This is a genomic window from Candidatus Egerieousia sp. (genome assembly GCF_056211015.1).
Window position 1 is genome coordinate 1 of the sequence record NZ_JBAELF010000032.1, and the last position, 15,176, is coordinate 15,176.

Annotated in this window: 11 protein-coding genes, 1 pseudogene and 1 riboswitch; of the genes and pseudogenes, 2 read left to right on the plus strand and 10 right to left on the minus strand. The window is 47.0% G+C overall.

Going from position 1 to position 15,176, the window contains the following annotated elements; all coding sequences use genetic code 11:
* Nucleotides 1-343 precede the first annotated feature (343 nt).
* Entirely contained in the window at nucleotides 344-727 is a 384-nt protein-coding gene (locus AC06L3_RS02300) for a desulfoferrodoxin family protein (protein ID WP_475669009.1), read from the plus strand.
* On the opposite strand, the gene AC06L3_RS02305 is transcribed toward AC06L3_RS02300, so the two are convergent.
* The 9 genes from AC06L3_RS02305 to AC06L3_RS02345 all read right to left on the minus strand — a co-directional run bounded on the left by AC06L3_RS02305 (nucleotide 724) and on the right by AC06L3_RS02345 (nucleotide 13,855).
* Nucleotides 724-1,188: a hypothetical protein gene (locus AC06L3_RS02305; protein ID WP_475669010.1), complete on the minus strand. Its 465-nt coding sequence runs from the start codon at nucleotides 1,186-1,188 to the stop codon at nucleotides 724-726. The genes AC06L3_RS02300 and AC06L3_RS02305 overlap by 4 nt on opposite strands.
* Nucleotide 1,189: 1 nt before the next feature.
* The gene (locus tag AC06L3_RS02310) at nucleotides 1,190-1,513 is read right to left on the minus strand and encodes a DUF736 family protein (RefSeq protein ID WP_475669011.1); all 324 of its coding nucleotides are present in this window, start codon (nucleotides 1,511-1,513) and stop codon (nucleotides 1,190-1,192) included.
* Nucleotides 1,514-1,610: 97 nt separating this feature from the next.
* A complete protein-coding gene (gene menA, locus AC06L3_RS02315) occupies nucleotides 1,611-2,465 on the minus strand; it encodes a 1,4-dihydroxy-2-naphthoate octaprenyltransferase (RefSeq protein WP_475669012.1) in 855 nt (284 codons plus the stop codon).
* Between the two features lie 18 nt (nucleotides 2,466-2,483).
* A complete protein-coding gene (locus AC06L3_RS02320; protein WP_475669013.1) occupies nucleotides 2,484-5,390 on the minus strand; it encodes a M16 family metallopeptidase in 2,907 nt (968 codons plus the stop codon).
* A gap of 32 nt (nucleotides 5,391-5,422) precedes the next feature.
* A complete protein-coding gene (locus AC06L3_RS02325) occupies nucleotides 5,423-7,900 on the minus strand; it encodes a M14 family metallopeptidase (protein ID WP_475669014.1) in 2,478 nt (825 codons plus the stop codon).
* Nucleotides 7,897-9,351 (minus strand): carbon starvation CstA family protein, encoded by a 1,455-nt coding sequence (locus tag AC06L3_RS02330; protein WP_475669015.1) that lies wholly within the window; start codon nucleotides 9,349-9,351, stop codon nucleotides 7,897-7,899. The genes AC06L3_RS02325 and AC06L3_RS02330 overlap by 4 nt, the downstream gene beginning before the upstream one ends.
* Before the next feature lie 11 nt (nucleotides 9,352-9,362).
* On the minus strand, nucleotides 9,363-10,589 hold the full coding sequence (locus AC06L3_RS02335) for a metallophosphoesterase (RefSeq protein WP_475669016.1): 1,227 nt from the start codon (nucleotides 10,587-10,589) through the stop codon (nucleotides 9,363-9,365).
* An 88-nt stretch (nucleotides 10,590-10,677) separates the two neighbouring features.
* Nucleotides 10,678-11,901 (minus strand): YncE family protein, encoded by a 1,224-nt coding sequence (locus AC06L3_RS02340; protein ID WP_475669017.1) that lies wholly within the window; start codon nucleotides 11,899-11,901, stop codon nucleotides 10,678-10,680.
* 25 nt (nucleotides 11,902-11,926) lie between these two features.
* Nucleotides 11,927-13,855, minus strand: a complete 1,929-nt coding sequence (locus AC06L3_RS02345) for a TonB-dependent receptor (protein WP_475669018.1) — start codon at nucleotides 13,853-13,855, stop codon at nucleotides 11,927-11,929.
* 4 nt (nucleotides 13,856-13,859) lie between these two features.
* On the opposite strand from AC06L3_RS02345, the gene AC06L3_RS02350 reads away from it, so the two are divergent.
* Nucleotides 13,860-14,093 carry a hypothetical protein gene (locus AC06L3_RS02350; protein WP_475669019.1) on the plus strand — a complete coding sequence of 78 codons (234 nt, stop codon included), beginning with the start codon at nucleotides 13,860-13,862 and terminating at the stop codon, nucleotides 14,091-14,093.
* Nucleotides 14,078-14,269: riboswitch (cobalamin riboswitch) on the minus strand. Its footprint overlaps the gene before it by 16 nt.
* A 42-nt stretch (nucleotides 14,270-14,311) precedes the next feature.
* On the opposite strand, the pseudogene AC06L3_RS02355 reads toward AC06L3_RS02350, so the two are convergent.
* Nucleotides 14,312-14,913: pseudogene (locus tag AC06L3_RS02355) on the minus strand (restriction endonuclease subunit S).
* Between the last annotated feature and the right edge of the window lie 263 nt (nucleotides 14,914-15,176).

Genomic DNA, 15,176 nt, shown 5'->3' on the forward strand with positions numbered 1-15,176 from the left:
TAGCCTACACCACATAAAACTGGGGACTGAGTTAATCAACAGGCCGATTTTTACTGGAACATCCTGAGTCCGCAAATGAAACTGGTCCCAACTGCTGAGAGGCAAAGTTTGTGACGTAAGAGCACGCGTATGAAAATTCAACATACAACTCGGCAGTATAAAACATAAAATTGCTAAGATGTCAACCTCGCACTTGCAGCCTTGTGAGTGCTCTCTCTTTTTATGCCATTGGCTCAAAATGTATTAAAAACAAGTCAAATAACGCCGGAATAACCAGAAACGGCACAATTAATTTTCGTATGAAAATCAATCACCAATTATTAATCATTAAAACTTAAACATTATGGCAACAAAATTTTTTCTTTGCTCGACATGCGGAAACGTTGTCGTAAAAGTAGTTGACAGCGGCGTTACACCAGTATGCTGCGGCAATCCGATGAGGGAACTGATTCCTGACACCGTAGGCGGTGTTTATGAAAAGCATCTCCCTGTAGTGGAATTCCTTGATGAGCACACTATCAAGGCAAAGGTTGGTTCAACACCACACCCTATGATGATTGAGCACCACATTGTATTCATCTATCTGGAGACCAGGAACGGAGGCCAGATCCATTATCTCAAGCCAGAGGATAAGGCTGAGGCGGTCTTCACCATCTGCAACGACGAACCGGTAGCCGTTTACGAGTTCTGCAACCTGCACGGACTCTGGAAAACAGAAATAAATTAAGGCTTTGTTTTCAAATCGTAACGGTAAACGTTCACTCCGTCAATCACACAGACACCTGCCAGCTGACCCTTGTCATTCTGAATGAGGTCAAGTATGCATCTGCTGCCGAACTTAATATCCTCTATTGGGAGACATGCCGTTTGCCAGCCATGAAGATGGAGTTCCCACTGAGGAGTGACCACAGCTCTGAATCTGTATTTCTGCTCCTCAGGAGCCGTAAAGAATACAGTACGCTCCTCGGTGTCAACTACCATATACCCCTCTTCAATCTGTCTGGCTTTTCCGTATGTGACAGATGACCAGCCCCAGCCCGGAGCATGGAACGAACCTATACGATAAGAAGTGATTCTATATGTAAGCACTTGTGCCTGTGCGTCAGCTATTAGCATCAACACCAGAGCCAATGGCAGCAACACCTTCCCGGATACATACCACACAGCCCGTATCCTTTGATGCCCCATATCAGAACGGCAGGTCTTCCAGATCATCAGTGGATTGGAACTCTTCTACAGGAGGTGGTGGTACAGGCACTGGCGATGGTGATGCACTGCTCCCATAGCGTCCGGACTGGCCGGAACCGTATGATGCACCCTGATCACCCCTGACCCTTGGCTCAGATGCCTGCAGGCTCAGGTAGGAAGTTCCGCGCTGTGAGGTTCTCTCCCACGCTGCCACCTCGTATGTTTTCCCCGCTATAACAATCGTGCCCTTGTAATCGGGCTGGCGGTCATTCTGCTTCTCATTCCTGAACAGTGAACCCTGTCCTTCCTTATGCTCGTATGCCATAATTGTATTTATTAGATTTATATTCCTACAAATATACAAAAATCAAGCCGGCAAACCAATTTGCCAGTATTATTGTAAAAAATATTCAACCTGACAGTTATAAGGCTATCAGGATATAATAGAGAACATTCATCAAGCCTGTGCACAGAAGGCATTTGTTATACTGTGTGCCCCGGGCTTTCAGGACGGCAACAAACAGTATAAGGGCTGCGGGGCCTATCAGCATTGGTATGCTCAAGCCAAAGGCCAGATATGCGAAAAGGGGCATTAAAAGAACCTCAACGGCCATTACCGCCTCCGCACCATGCTTGCCGAGTCTTACCGGAAGTGTTCTCTTGCCTGCGGCACGGTCTGACTCAATGTCACGCAGGTTGTTGATCATGAGCACGCACATTGATATTAGTCCGCACACCGCTCCTGCATGGAATGAGGTCAGGCAGAAAGTGTGGGTTTGCAGATAAGTTGTTCCGCAGGAGGCAATCACGCCATAATACAGGAACACGAATATGTCGGCAATGCCCAGATACGACAGGGAATGTGATGTTGCTGTATACAGCCAGGCGAAGATTATGGCCGTCACACCGGCAAGAAGTATTGGCCAGCTTCCCTCTATCACAAGATACAATCCGGTTATCAAAGCCACCGCAAGTGTGATGAAGCAGGCCCTGCGCATCTGTTCCACGCTCACCTCACCTTCTGCCAGAGCACGTTTGAATCCCGCACGTCCCGCCTTGTCTGAGCCACGGATGAAATCATAATAATCGTTTATCAGGTTGCTCAGAATCTGCAGTGACAGCGCACAGATTACCGTAATGACAGCTGTGAGAGCATTCAGCTCGAATGTTCCTGAAGGCTGGGAGCCTGGGGCTATAATCAAGCCCACAAGCACCGGCACCAGTGAGGCGAACAGTGTTTGTGGGCGGATTATTCTTAACCAAAGCAAAATTTTCATTATGCTTGGGATAATATTTTAATAACCGAATATCTCCTCGAGTGAAACGGTCTTTACCGGACCGAGGGTCTTGAGGTAGTTTACGTCAAGGTCCTTGATGTCACCAAGGATTGCGTATGTATACTTGCGGTCCTTCACCCATTTCTCCTGAGCCGCCTTTACATCTGCAAGTGTCATGTTCTGAACTTTCTCGAATATGAGTTTTTCAGGAACCTCGCTCAAGCCGAGTTTGCGGCAGCTGCGGAATTTCCAAAGTACGCTCTCGCCTGTTGTACGTTCAGTGCGCAGACGTCCTATGAGAGCCTCCTTTGCAACTGAGAACGCTGCCTCTGATTCCGGCATATTGTTGATGATCTCGTCGAATGCCTCAATGGCTGTGCGCATCTTGTCGTTCTGTGTTGCAATGAATGCTGTGTAATAGTAGTCACCGTTTGCATGGTCAGGCTCATACAGATAAGCGTATGCCGAATATGCAAGGCCGCGTGCCTCACGCATTTCCTGGAATACTATGCTGTTCATTCCACCACCGAAATACTCATTGTAAAGAGCAAGTTCAGCTGAGTTTGCAACATCGAATTTTTCACCGCGGTTGGAGCATTGCAGATAGTAAATCTGTTTTGCATCATACTGAGCCATTATTACGGAAGCATCTGTTGTAAGCACGTATGGTGTATGTGTTTCAGGAAGCTCCTCAGGATTCTCCGCAACCTTGTGAGTCCGGCTCAATATATCCTTCACCTCTGCCTCTGATGCAGGTCCGTAGTAGATGATTTCGTGTGACTTGCCATACAGATTATGAATCTTTTCAAGCAGTTCCTCTGAAGTTACAGCCTGTATTGCCTCATTCTTTGCCACGCTCTTTGCTATGTATTCAGGACCGAATGACAGATATCTGCGCAATGCGCTGAAGCAGGCGCGCTGGCTGGTCTTTGAATCGAATCTTGACTTGAGCAGATCGGATTTGCAGTTGAGCAGGATGTTCTCATCGGCCTTGGCGTTTGCAACGAGATTCTCAACAAGAGTCATTGCCTCTTCCATATTCTCTGAAAGACCAGATACCGATACGGTTGTATAATTCCCCTGAGCTCTGAAGCCTACATTGCATGCCAGAGAGTACATTTTCTTTGCAAACTCCTCGGCGCTCATCTCCTCTGTTCCCAAATATGAGAGATAATCACAAGCAAGACCTATTTCAGGATCGTTGGCGGTACCTGAATTGAATACATAATCAATTGAGAAAACATCATTGATTTCGTTCTTCTTGTAAAGCATGTTCACGCCATTGCAGAATGCCGTGTTTGACATATCCTTGTTGAAATCAACGAATACAGGCTCTATAGGAGTGACTGTGCTGTTCTGGATCTCGTCAAGGAAAGCGCTGCGGGCATCCCTGTTCGTTGCTATAGGAGTGATTTTAGGAGCGGCTATCTTCTGTACCGTGGTATCTTCGCCCTGACGCTTGTTCACTGCCACGTAAGCGTTCTCAGCAAGGAATTCGTTAGCCCAGGCAACAACATCGTCCTTGGTTACGCTTTCATAAACCGCCATGTCATTTGCCATATCCTTCCAGTCAATGCCGTTGATGAATGCATTCACATACTGTACTGCGCGTGAAGAGTTGTCCTGAAGCTCATACATCTTCTGGAGCTTTATGTTGTTGATGGTAGCCTTGAGGAGGTTCTCGTCGAACTCGCCGTTACGGAGTTTCGCAACTTCCTCAAGGAGAAGAGCCCTTACTTCCTCGAGTGTCTGGCCCTGTTTTGGATATCCCATCATGATGAAAGAGCTGTAGTCTGGCTGAATGCTGCCTACTGCATATACTGCAAGCGCTTTCTGCTGCTGAACTATGTCAAGGTCAAGTAGTCCGGCCTGTCCGTTGTGCATGACTGAAGATGCTATCTGTGAGATTGCCGTCTTCTTGAGGTCTGCTGCAGCTCCAGGAAGTCTCCATCCAAGTGCCATATATTCTGATTCAAGGCCATATACATCCTTTACTACAGGCTCTGTGATAGGCTGCTCAGGTTCGAACTCCAGTTTTGGAAGGTTCTGGTTAGGCTCCCAGTCGCCGAAATATTTCTCAATTGACGCAACCATCTCATCAGGATTGAAATCACCGGATACACAGATTGCTATGTTGTTAGGAACATAGTATGTATCGTGGTACTTCTTTACGTTTGTGATTGAAGGGTTCTTGAGGTTCTCCTGTGTTCCGAGCACGGTCTGTCTTCCGTATGGATGGTTAGGGAAAAGATTCGCATCAAGAGCCTCCCATATTTTCCTGCTGTCCTGTGTGAGGGACATGTTCTTCTCCTCATAGATGGTCTCAAGCTCTGTATGGAAGCCTCTGATCACATTGTTGCGGAAACGGTCCGCCTGAATCCTTGCCCAGTTGTCAATCTGGTTTGAAGGGATGTCCTCGGTATAAACTGTCTCGTCCATTGAGGTCCATGCGTTTGTTCCGTTTGCACCTATCACGGCCATGAGTTTGTCATACTCGTTAGGAATGGCAATCTTTGATGCCTCATAGCTGATTGAATCTATTCTGTGGTAGATGGCCAGTCTTTCCTGCTCGTCCGTGGTTTTCCTGTACACTTCAAACAACTGCTCGATTTCATCGAGCATTGGTTTCTCGGCCTCATAGTTGCTTGTACCGAATGATTCAGTTCCCTTGAACATAAGGTGTTCGAAATAGTGGGCAAGACCGGTTGTCTCGTATGGGTCGTTCTTTCCTCCAACCTTCACGGCAATGTAAGTCTGGATTCTAGGCTGTTCCTTGTTCACGGACATGAATACCTTCAAGCCATTGTCCAAGGTGTAAATCTTTGTGCCAAGCGGGTCGTTCTTGACCGTTTCATAGCGGCTTGAGCACGCACTGAGCGCTACCAGCACAAGGGCTGCAAGCGCAATGTTAAGAAGTTTCTTCATATATTTGTGATAATTAAAAATATTTCAATCCGTTACAAACACTCCCTGAAGAGTATAGCGTTCGTGAGTATCCTTGAGCTGCCAAGCCAGTATGAGCGCCATACCATATCATCGGCAAAGAATATGACTCTTCCGCGTCCCTCCTCGAACAGAAGAGCGGCAGGTGTGCCTGCGAATTTCTCCAGAGCGGACTTTGCAACACAACCTGAAATGTAAGGTTCCTTTGCATACTTGAGAAGTGCATAACCGTTCTCCGAACTGTATCTGTATGCGTGCATCTTGTAAACCGGCATTGACTGCACTCCGAGGCCCCATCCAAGAGGACTTCTTTTGCCCCTGATGTCCGCATTCACTATGAGCCCGTCTGCAGAACCCACCTTCTCATATTTGACATCGGTAAGCTTTGCCTTGTTGGAAATGTGGTAAGCCTTGCCTGTAACAATGAGAGTACCACCTGCCTTCACCCAGGAATTCAGCTTTTCAAGCCATCCTTCAGGTGTGAGGGAAGAAGGCTGACCGTCGGCGAGTACAATAACATTGTATTTTGAAAGATTCACCTTCTCAAGTGTAGAATAATCAATAAGCGTGTGGGCCATGTCATATCTCACATCAAGATGGTGCCATATCTCGCCAGTCTGGGGAACGCTCATGCCACGTCCTGCAATAATGGCAATCTCAGGTGCAGTGATGTTCATGAAGATATCGCTTCCAAGGTCCTTGTCTCCCATCATTCCTGTCTGGAGTGAATAGATGTCCACGCCGCTCTTCCTTGCAAGTTCGGTCATAAGTGAATGTATCTGTTCTGCATCCAGAGGCTGGTTTGCTACAGGAATTACAACCGTTCCTGCAGAGAATTCCTTTTCAAATCCGTTGAACTTGTAATTGAAAGCCCTGTCGGAAACTCTTGTAACAAGGCCGCGGGCCATAAGTTTGTTCACAACGTATGGAGCATGGAACTCCTTTGTTTCAAATGCGTAACCTACTGAACTCACATTTCCTATCACGCTGCCTGCTTTCAATTGCGCACTTTCAACTTTCTTTCCAATCTTTCCTTTAACAGACGACAAATTCCTGACCTTGAGATTGAACGCATGGGCGTGTGTCCAGGTTGAAACATCGTAGAAGGTACTGTCGGCAAAGGAAGTCTCGTTATCAAAGAAAGCCCTTATGAGATAATAGTTGTTTCCTGCAAAAGGTATCACATAACTGCCGTCAGAGGCCGCATTCTCATACACGTTTATTCCGTGCTTGAGCATCAGGTCAATAAACTGACAGCCTGTACCGTTGTCAGGAGCAGTGAACTGGAAAGCCTTCACAGGATCCGCCGTAGCGTCCTTCTCCTGCTTCGAATAGAAATCCTTCCTGTATGAAAGCAGCTTGTCCTTCATTCTGTAAGCGGATTCAGCCACGCTTATTGCAGCAACTGTCTGGTTCCTTACCGTTGCCTTGTATGACAGCATTCCGTTCTTTGTAGGACGCAGATGTCCTCTTGAAGCACCCTGCTCGTGAAGAATGCAAACTGAACCCAGAATATCGCCGTATGCCGCGCCTTTGCCTATGAAGAAATCGTCATATCCTTCACGGCTGAAATACAGCGTGCCTTTCTGATCAAGGGCGCGGGCGGTATTGCGTGATATCTCAAGCGTGTAATCCTGATTCTTCTGAGGAATGTACCTGTAAGTACGTCCGGGATCTCCGGGGCTGAAATAGAAACCGCTCTGGGTGTCTCCCTGCTCGTGCATGTCAAGCACAACATTAGGCATCCAGTACCTGTACATTATCATATCGTTCTCGCCCTCGGGATGCTGGATACTCATCCAGTCACGGTTGCAGTCAGCCCAGTAATGGTTTGTCCTGCTGCTCGGCCAAGGTTCGCTGAACTCCCTTGAATCAAGGTTTGCAACCGGATGCACGCTTGCGGTGGTGTTCACCCAGGTGGCGAATCTGTTGATTCCGTCAGGATTCAGACCGGGAGTTATTATTATGATTGTATTCTCAAGCATCTTCACAACTTCAGGGTCGTTGGAAGCTGTGAAATAATAGGCGGCATTGATTGCTGCACCTACACCGGACGCCTCGTTTCCGTGAATCGAAGCCATAAGGTCAACAACAACTGGCAGATTCCCTGCATCCGCAGCCTTGCCTTCCTTTATATCCGAAATGACTTTCAGATGCCTTTCCCTTATGCTCTCCAGATTCCTGATGTTCTCAGGCGATGAAATGCACAGCTGCACGAAAGGTCTTCTCTGATAGCTCCTTCCAAAATACTTGATTGCAGTCCTGTCCGAAGCTTTGACCAGGCTTTCCATATAGAGCAGGACATTCCCCCAGTCAGGGTAGCACTCCCCTATGTTGTAACCCAGAACCTGGTACGGACTAGGTACCTTTGCGCTCAACTGAGGATTGGGGTTGTTTATGAAATATTGAATGCCCTCATCCGCTGAGAAGGCTGTGCCTGTGCTTAATAACAATACACTGGCGATAGTGATGAATAATTTTCTATATGTCATGAAAGTATGGTTTTATCAGGTTTCTGGCGTGACTTCCTAGGGAATTTCATATTATAATGATATTTCCATCGCAGTAGAACAAGAAGGAAGTTGAGGGTGAGGAGTGCGGCGGCAGGGTATGAGATGTACCAAGGCTGTTCAAAGCATTCAGGAGACATCATTATGTAGGTGCTTACGACCATTGTCATGAACAGCGCCGGTATGAGGGTGATGGCGTAGTTCTTGCCCACTTTGCAAAGATAAACCGTTGCAGCCCAGAATGTGAATGTGGCCAGCAGCTGGTTGCTTCCTGCAAAATATCTCCAGATTTTTGCAAAGCCCTCGCTGTGCTGGCAGCTGGTCATTAGAACCAGCAGTGTAATCACGAAAAGCGGAATGGATATGATGAGTCTATTGATTATACCTTTCTGAGTGAAACCCAATGTATCGGCCACTACAAGTCTTGCGCTCCTCAAGGCTGTGTCGCCGGATGTGATAGGTGCTGCAACCACGCCTATAATGGCAATCAGGCCGCCTATTCCGCCCAGCCACTCCTTTGAGATGTTCATTGTAACAAGCGCAGCTGTATCGCCTGCACCGTTTTCCTGATAGTACACTGTTGCCGCTGCGGCCCATACCAATGCAACTATTCCTTCACATACCATTGCTCCGTAAAACACAAGGCGTCCTTTCCTCTCGCTCTTCACGCAGCGCGCCATCATTGGAGACTGTGTTCCGTGGAAACCGCTCACGGCACCGCAGGCAATGGAAATGAACATCATGGGGAATATGCTGTTGCTTTCATATTTGGTTCCGAAACCGTTCCACATTTCAGGCAGATCGGGCTGGTTCCAGTACAGGACAGCAAGAATACCAATTGCCATGAACAGGAGAATGCCTCCGAGAATCGGGTATAAATTGCCTATCAGCTTGTCTATAGGGAAAAGCGTGGCGGCAAAGTAATATACAAAAATTGCAACGAGCCAGAAATTCAGGTCAAGAGTATCCGGCGTAAGTCTGGCAAGTATGTCCGCAGGCTGGGAAACGAAAACGCAACCGAGCAGAACCAGAAGGATTATGGCGAACACGGTGAATACGTTCTGCAGACCCTTTCCAAGGTACTTGCCAACTATTACAGGCAGGCTTGCTCCCTTGTTCCTCAATGAGAGCATTCCGGAAAAATAGTCGTGTACGGCTCCACCGAAGATTGTTCCGAAAACTATCCACAGATATGACGAGGTTCCGAACTTGGCTCCCATTATCGCACCGAAGATAGGTCCCAGGCCGGCTATGTTCAGGAACTGTATCATGAATGCCTTCCAGGTAGGCAGGGCTACATAGTCAACACCATCTGCAAGTGTACTGGCCGGAACCGGATTCTTGTCATTGGCACCGAAAAGGCGTTCCACCAGCTTGCCGTAGGTGAAATAGCCCAGAATCAGGACTGCCAATGCTATTGAAAACGTTATCATAATACTGGAAGTTATTTCTTTTTAACTGAAAGCAACCTGCACATTACACCGTGGTCACCAACGCTGTAGTATGTGCCGTTTTCTATGAGGACACCGCGGCTCCGCCCCTTTTCCATATTCTCCCTGTTGCTTACATTAACAGCTATGACTTTCTTCTTGTAGAATGTCTTAACTTTCCTGAATATGGTATGGCCAACAAAAATCCTGTTCACTCCATATTTGGCGAGTGCGGCATCCACGGTTTCCATACTTGCAGGATGGTATTTCTTCTTGCTGTAAACAAGACCTCTGTACCAGATAGGGCCATAAGTCTTGAAGAGGAAGTACATTTCCTTGTTGGCTTTCCTCTCGTCCTTGGTCATGAACAGGCCTTTTGAAATCATTTCGTTGACCTGAGGTATTGAATAGTTCCTGTCCAGGAATTCCTGTGAAATGCCGGCGTGTACGAACAGATTGTCACCAATGACCATCATTGTATTACGTGTGGCAAGCCAGCGTCCGAGCTCGGTGTCAGGTCCCATGAGCTTCCTGAACTCCATTCCAAGAGTGTCCGCAAGATTCTTGTATTTCCTGTTTGTATAGCGTATGTCTCCGGAAAGCACCATAGGCTCGTGATTGCCGTACAGGAAATGAAGCTGGCCGCCGGCATCGGCAGCTTCCTGCTCGAGCTGGTATATCAGCCAGAAAATCTGCGTGGCGTCGGTTCCACGGTCAAATACATCGCCTATGATAACAAGCTGGTTCTTTCCGTATGTCCAGTTGAGGTACTTGTCAATGACTCCGTTGCCCTGAAGCAATGATACAAAGCATTTGAAATTGCTGTGAGGATCTGAAAGAACGAGTATCTTCTCCGCTGCCTCGCATTTCCAGGCAGGCCTTGCAATCGGGTGCAGTTTTATCTGAAACTCATATTCCGCATTGTCTGAAAACACGTTGAACACTGTGCCAACGCGCGGGTCGTGCATGATTCCGTCATGCAGATGGCCAAGGGTGTCAATGCTTATCTTCCTCACATCAAGATTGTCTCCGTAAATCAGGTAAGGACCGTCCGCTCGCATAGGGCTGCCATCGGACCAGGTTCCACGTATTGTGGAAGGTGCCATGACATGCTGACTGATGGCTACTGGCTGAACATCATTGGAACCGCTTGGGACCTCAGCAACGGAAGTCTGTGCAAAAGCACTGAAAGACAGTGAAATAACTATCGCAAGTGAAAGAAGGAAAACATTGTTTTTCATAAGCCCGTACTTCTTCAATTTTAACTTGTAAATTTATTACTTTCCAAGAGAAAAAGAAAGAAGAACGGGCTGTTGAACAAGAAAAAAATTATGGTATTGCTATCATGTGACCTGGACAGATATAGCATTTCAAGGGTTCGCCAACCTGATGTCCTTCCTCGTCAAATTCATATACTTTGCCGGCAGAAGCAAACGAGCCTGCATCCGTTATGTACAGATGGCCTGTGTAAGGGTTCTGATAAACGCAATAAGGATTGTCCATCTTAGCCAGTACTTCCTCAACATCGGAACCTGATACCAGACTGCCTGGCAGCAGATAGCCGGAGTGAACCTCACCGTTCAGCGGATCTATCGTGGTGTAAAAGTACTGGTATTCGTAGGTTTCGTATGAGAAATCCGAACCTACTGAGAAGAAATTGCCGTCGATGGTGGCTGTGTTGTAAGTGCTTGGGAAATCATATACTGTGTATGAGCAGTCCTTGCAATTGAAGATTACCGTGGCTGCCGGGCAGCTCATATAGTCTCCTGCGGAATTTATGCAGAGATAGCTCCCGTTCTGGGAAAGATTTCCGTAAAGGTTCACAACACGCTCACCGCCCGGACTGCGCAGAATCTCAACATCCTGTACTTTTTTCATTGATGCGGCGTCAACAACGGAAATGGTGTTTTCATAATCGTGACCTTCAGAAAAAGCGTAGCCTCCTGTGTTGGCAACATAGAGTTTGCCTTCATAATAGGCAATACCCTCCGGTTCATAGCCCACCTCGCAGGTTGCCGTTAAGCAATGGCTGTCAATGTCTATCCTGGCCACATAACCTTTCTCGTACTCCTCACCAAGAGCGGTCTGATGTGCGTAGGACGTAACGTACAGGTATTTAAGACCGTCGGTGGCCATATAGCGGCAGTTCGGGACATTCTCCGTGGAGGCAACAAGTTCTCCCGTTGGCTTTATGAAATGGATGATATTTGACCAGTTTACGGAGATTGCCAGCAGGTTGTCATTGATTCTTACAATGTGCTGAGGTGTGTCACCGAGCTTCACACCATTGATGGCCTTGAACCAGCCGTTCGTAATTTCATGATTTTCAATGAAAGAGAGCTGGCCGTTGTCGGACTGCCAGTTCCCTTCGTTCAGAAGGATGATTTTCTCGTGAACTTCCATAGGCGGATCTATCGGATCCGGAACAGGAGCCTCTGTTTCCTTGCTGCAGGCAGCCAGTGAAATTGCAATCATCAATATGGAACACAACTTGCCCCAGCTGCACGCAGCAGCCTTTAGAAACAGAGGGCGAACAAATGATTTTTTTAACATAACACAAAATTTTTATTGATTGAAACTATTTCCCGAATTCAAAAACAACCCCCAGGGTGAAGCGGCGGCCCGGCAGAGGCCACCTCTGAACCAGCTCATACCTCACATCGAACAGGTCATTGCACTCCAGACTTATTGTCATCCACCTGCGATGGTACTGAAGCTTTATGTCCGTGCAGTTGTACTGCGGAAGTATGTCCTCGCCACTGGCGTAAGTCCAGTAACGCTCGGAGCAGTACATATGAGAAAGCGACACCGTAAATCCTTTATAAAAGGCGGAAAGAACAGCCGAAAAGGACCACTCGGGCGAGTAAAGCAGCTGATGATTATACGAGCTTTCATCCTCCTTGTCAGTAAGGTCGCGCACATCCTGCCAGGTGGCTGTCACAAAAGCGGACCAATGTTCCCTGCTGTATCTTGCAGACAGGTCAACGCCGTTTGTGACCACATAGCCGCGGTTCATCATCTTCCAATCGTACGCGCCACCATTGGGGACGCATATTATCTTGTCGCTTACAGAATTGTGATAATAATCCAGCTGTACGTTCAAATCGTTTCCTTTCTTTCCGCTGGCATTGAAACTTATTCCGCAATCAAACTGCCTTGTGACTTCAGGCTTGAGATTACGGCGGCCCACGTGTGTGTAATACAGGTCATTGAGTGTGGGCGCACGGAAAATGCTTTTATAGAAAGAGCGCAGGGTGAAAGCTTCGTTGAACTTGTACGATAGAAAGAATGTTGGCGAAAATCTGTTCAGGCTTTGTGCGGTCTGCATCTTTGAATGGTCCTTCACATTGGTGAAAAGAAGCGATGCATCAAGGTCAAAGCCTCCGTATTTGAAACGCAGGTCAGCAACTGTCTTGAAATCCAGCCTGTGCACATACGACATTCCGTAAACATTGCAGCTCAGGTCCGAGTATCTGATATCCGGTGAAATGGAGAGAGTCATCCATTTGTGTTTCAGCGAGTAGGCAAGGCCGAGATATGCATCCTGCTGGGTATATTCATTATTGTAATGGACGAATTGGTTTTCAGGGACATCCGTATTCACGTGCAGGTAATCGTACGCATACCTTCCATTGATTTTGAGCGAGTGTCCTCCCCAGGAATTGCTGTAGCCGGCCTGGGCGAATGTATTGATGTCCTTCTCACGGCCAATGTCACCGAACTTGTCCGAAAGTCTCCTGACGATTCCACCCGGCAAGCCCCTGTCAGACGAGTAGAAATATATGTGGGATGAGAAATGGTCCGTGAAATACCCTCCTTCGGCCCTTACGAACGTAATGTCAGAATTTTTCCTGACGCCTGTGGTATCTTCATATTCGGAATGATACGAGAATGGATAATTGCCGTCCGAATGGTCGTACTCAACATCCGCAAAGAAGCGGTCCTTGTAAGAGCCGTGCAGCTGGGCCTTGTGGCTGTTGAACGAGCCGTATGAATATCGGGCATTCAGCTTGCTGCTCTCAGGTCTCTTTGTTTTCAGGTAAACCGTTGAGGCCGAGGCATATTCGGATGCTGTCATAAGAGGAGCCAGTTTGTTGGAATTGTACAGTTCCACAGACTCCATGTTCACCAGCGAGTATTTGCCAAGGTCAACCGTTCCGTTCTGGCAGTTGGTGATTCTTATGCCGTCTATGAATACACCGGTGTGCTGGGTACCCAGCGAACGTACGTTTATTGTTTTCTGCCCGCCGAGCCCGCCGTAATCCTTTATCTGTACTCCGGCAAAGAATTTCATTGCATCGGCAACGCTGCTTGTGGAAAGTGCCTGCAGCTGCTCGCCGGAAAGCCTCTGCTGCGGTACGCTTACGCCCTGCACCGCCCTTGCGGTAACAACAGCCGCATTAAGGGTATCGGTATCCTGCTTAGGCTTCTTTTCCCGCCCGGATGCTGGAATAAGGTCTTGACAAGTAAATGTTTGTGATAAGGCAATTGCTGGTGAAAGCACCATCGCTGTGGAAGACGCAAAGGCTGGCAGAAAAGCCATCGCTGTGGAAAATGATAGAAATAAGCCCGCCGCAAACGAGATCATAAGCCGTGTCCTTTTTGCAGAAGCCGTTTCAAAAGCTTCTGAAGTTAGTAACCGGACATATTCCGCAGGGGCAAATATTATGAACGAATACACGGCACACAAAGTGCCAGATGTCATCTATCCCGTGCTCCCGCAGGTTGATATGTCAAAAGCTTGAAGGCAGGTCTTCTGGCTTGTTCCCAGTTTCGGCACCTTCCCGGTATTACCCAGTGGTTTAGAAGCCGAACTTCTTCTGGAACTTACAGCAGCGGGTACTGCTCAGGATTCACACCTGATTCCCTATTAATCCGCATCCTTGTAAAGGATACAGGAGCCTTAAGCATTGCAAATGTAGTCCATTCTTCCCGAATTTGCAACAACAATGTATGTGAGAATTTAACAAGTTAATTCGCCTGACATAAGGCGTGGCAGTAATGAATCTCTGAGTTGTTGAAGTTTCGTATTTTCTTTCAAGTTTTTGATAGATTTATCAAGAATCGGTTGCGCCTGCTCCTCTAAATTATGATTTATGCGGTTGTTGAGAGCAATCTTACCATCTAAGCTTTTTAGAATAGCAGAAACTCGCTTTTGAGTGGATATCGATGGCAAAGAGATCTCTTGTTTAGATAGAGTCTGAACAGATAAGCCAGGTTGGGCAGATTGGTATCTGCTTTCTCATTTCCAACGACCACTATTGCGTGCTCTGTCATGTATGCAGAGCCATTAAAATATCTTACATTACCACAATATGCTCCCTGCCTACCTATGACGCCACATTCCCCTTTTAAATTGCTTTGGACAGCATAACCACGCACTCCATTACCTCCGATAACTGGATATTTCCCATAAGGAGTTACTAGAGAAGAGGAAATACTTTTACCACTTTTCAATCTAGAACATACCTCACCAAGTTTATATGTTTTCCATTCTTCCATAAATGAGCATAATTTATAAAAAAGGAATATTTTAGCTATACTTACATTGTAATGGATTTTCATAAGAGAGTCGCTCTCTCATGTTTTTGCAAGCCATCCGGAGGCACCGGCTTTTTATTATTTTTTTCAAATTCGCTATCAAATCAAAAAAAGTTTATACCTTTGCATTAACGATATGATTTTTAGCTATTGAGAAGAGGCAAGCTCTCGATGCTTTATTACAACAGGGTATTTATTTTCGAAAGGAATGGATACCCTGTTTCTTTGAAAGAAAACGGATGGCGTACTACTATGTAAGCCGCCCAATGCTCTCAAATAGCAATCAA

What these genes read in the sequence shown, in the direction of transcription:
- AC06L3_RS02310 (WP_475669011.1), bottom strand. Translation starts at nt 1,513, where the DNA reads ATGGCATACGAGCATAAGGAAGGACAGGGTTCACTGTTCAGGAATGAG.
- AC06L3_RS02330 (WP_475669015.1), bottom strand. Translation starts at nt 9,351, where the DNA reads ATGATAACGTTTTCAATAGCATTGGCAGTCCTGATTCTGGGCTATTTC.
- AC06L3_RS02300 (WP_475669009.1), top strand. Translation starts at nt 344, where the DNA reads ATGGCAACAAAATTTTTTCTTTGCTCGACATGCGGAAACGTTGTCGTA.
- AC06L3_RS02335 (WP_475669016.1), bottom strand. Translation starts at nt 10,589, where the DNA reads ATGAAAAACAATGTTTTCCTTCTTTCACTTGCGATAGTTATTTCACTG.
- AC06L3_RS02305 (WP_475669010.1), bottom strand. Translation starts at nt 1,188, where the DNA reads ATGGGGCATCAAAGGATACGGGCTGTGTGGTATGTATCCGGGAAGGTG.
- menA (WP_475669012.1), bottom strand. Translation starts at nt 2,465, where the DNA reads ATGAAAATTTTGCTTTGGTTAAGAATAATCCGCCCACAAACACTGTTC.
- AC06L3_RS02325 (WP_475669014.1), bottom strand. Translation starts at nt 7,900, where the DNA reads ATGACATATAGAAAATTATTCATCACTATCGCCAGTGTATTGTTATTA.
- AC06L3_RS02320 (WP_475669013.1), bottom strand. Translation starts at nt 5,390, where the DNA reads ATGAAGAAACTTCTTAACATTGCGCTTGCAGCCCTTGTGCTGGTAGCG.
- AC06L3_RS02345 (WP_475669018.1), bottom strand. Translation starts at nt 13,855, where the DNA reads ATGGTGCTTTCACCAGCAATTGCCTTATCACAAACATTTACTTGTCAA.
- AC06L3_RS02340 (WP_475669017.1), bottom strand. Translation starts at nt 11,901, where the DNA reads ATGTTAAAAAAATCATTTGTTCGCCCTCTGTTTCTAAAGGCTGCTGCG.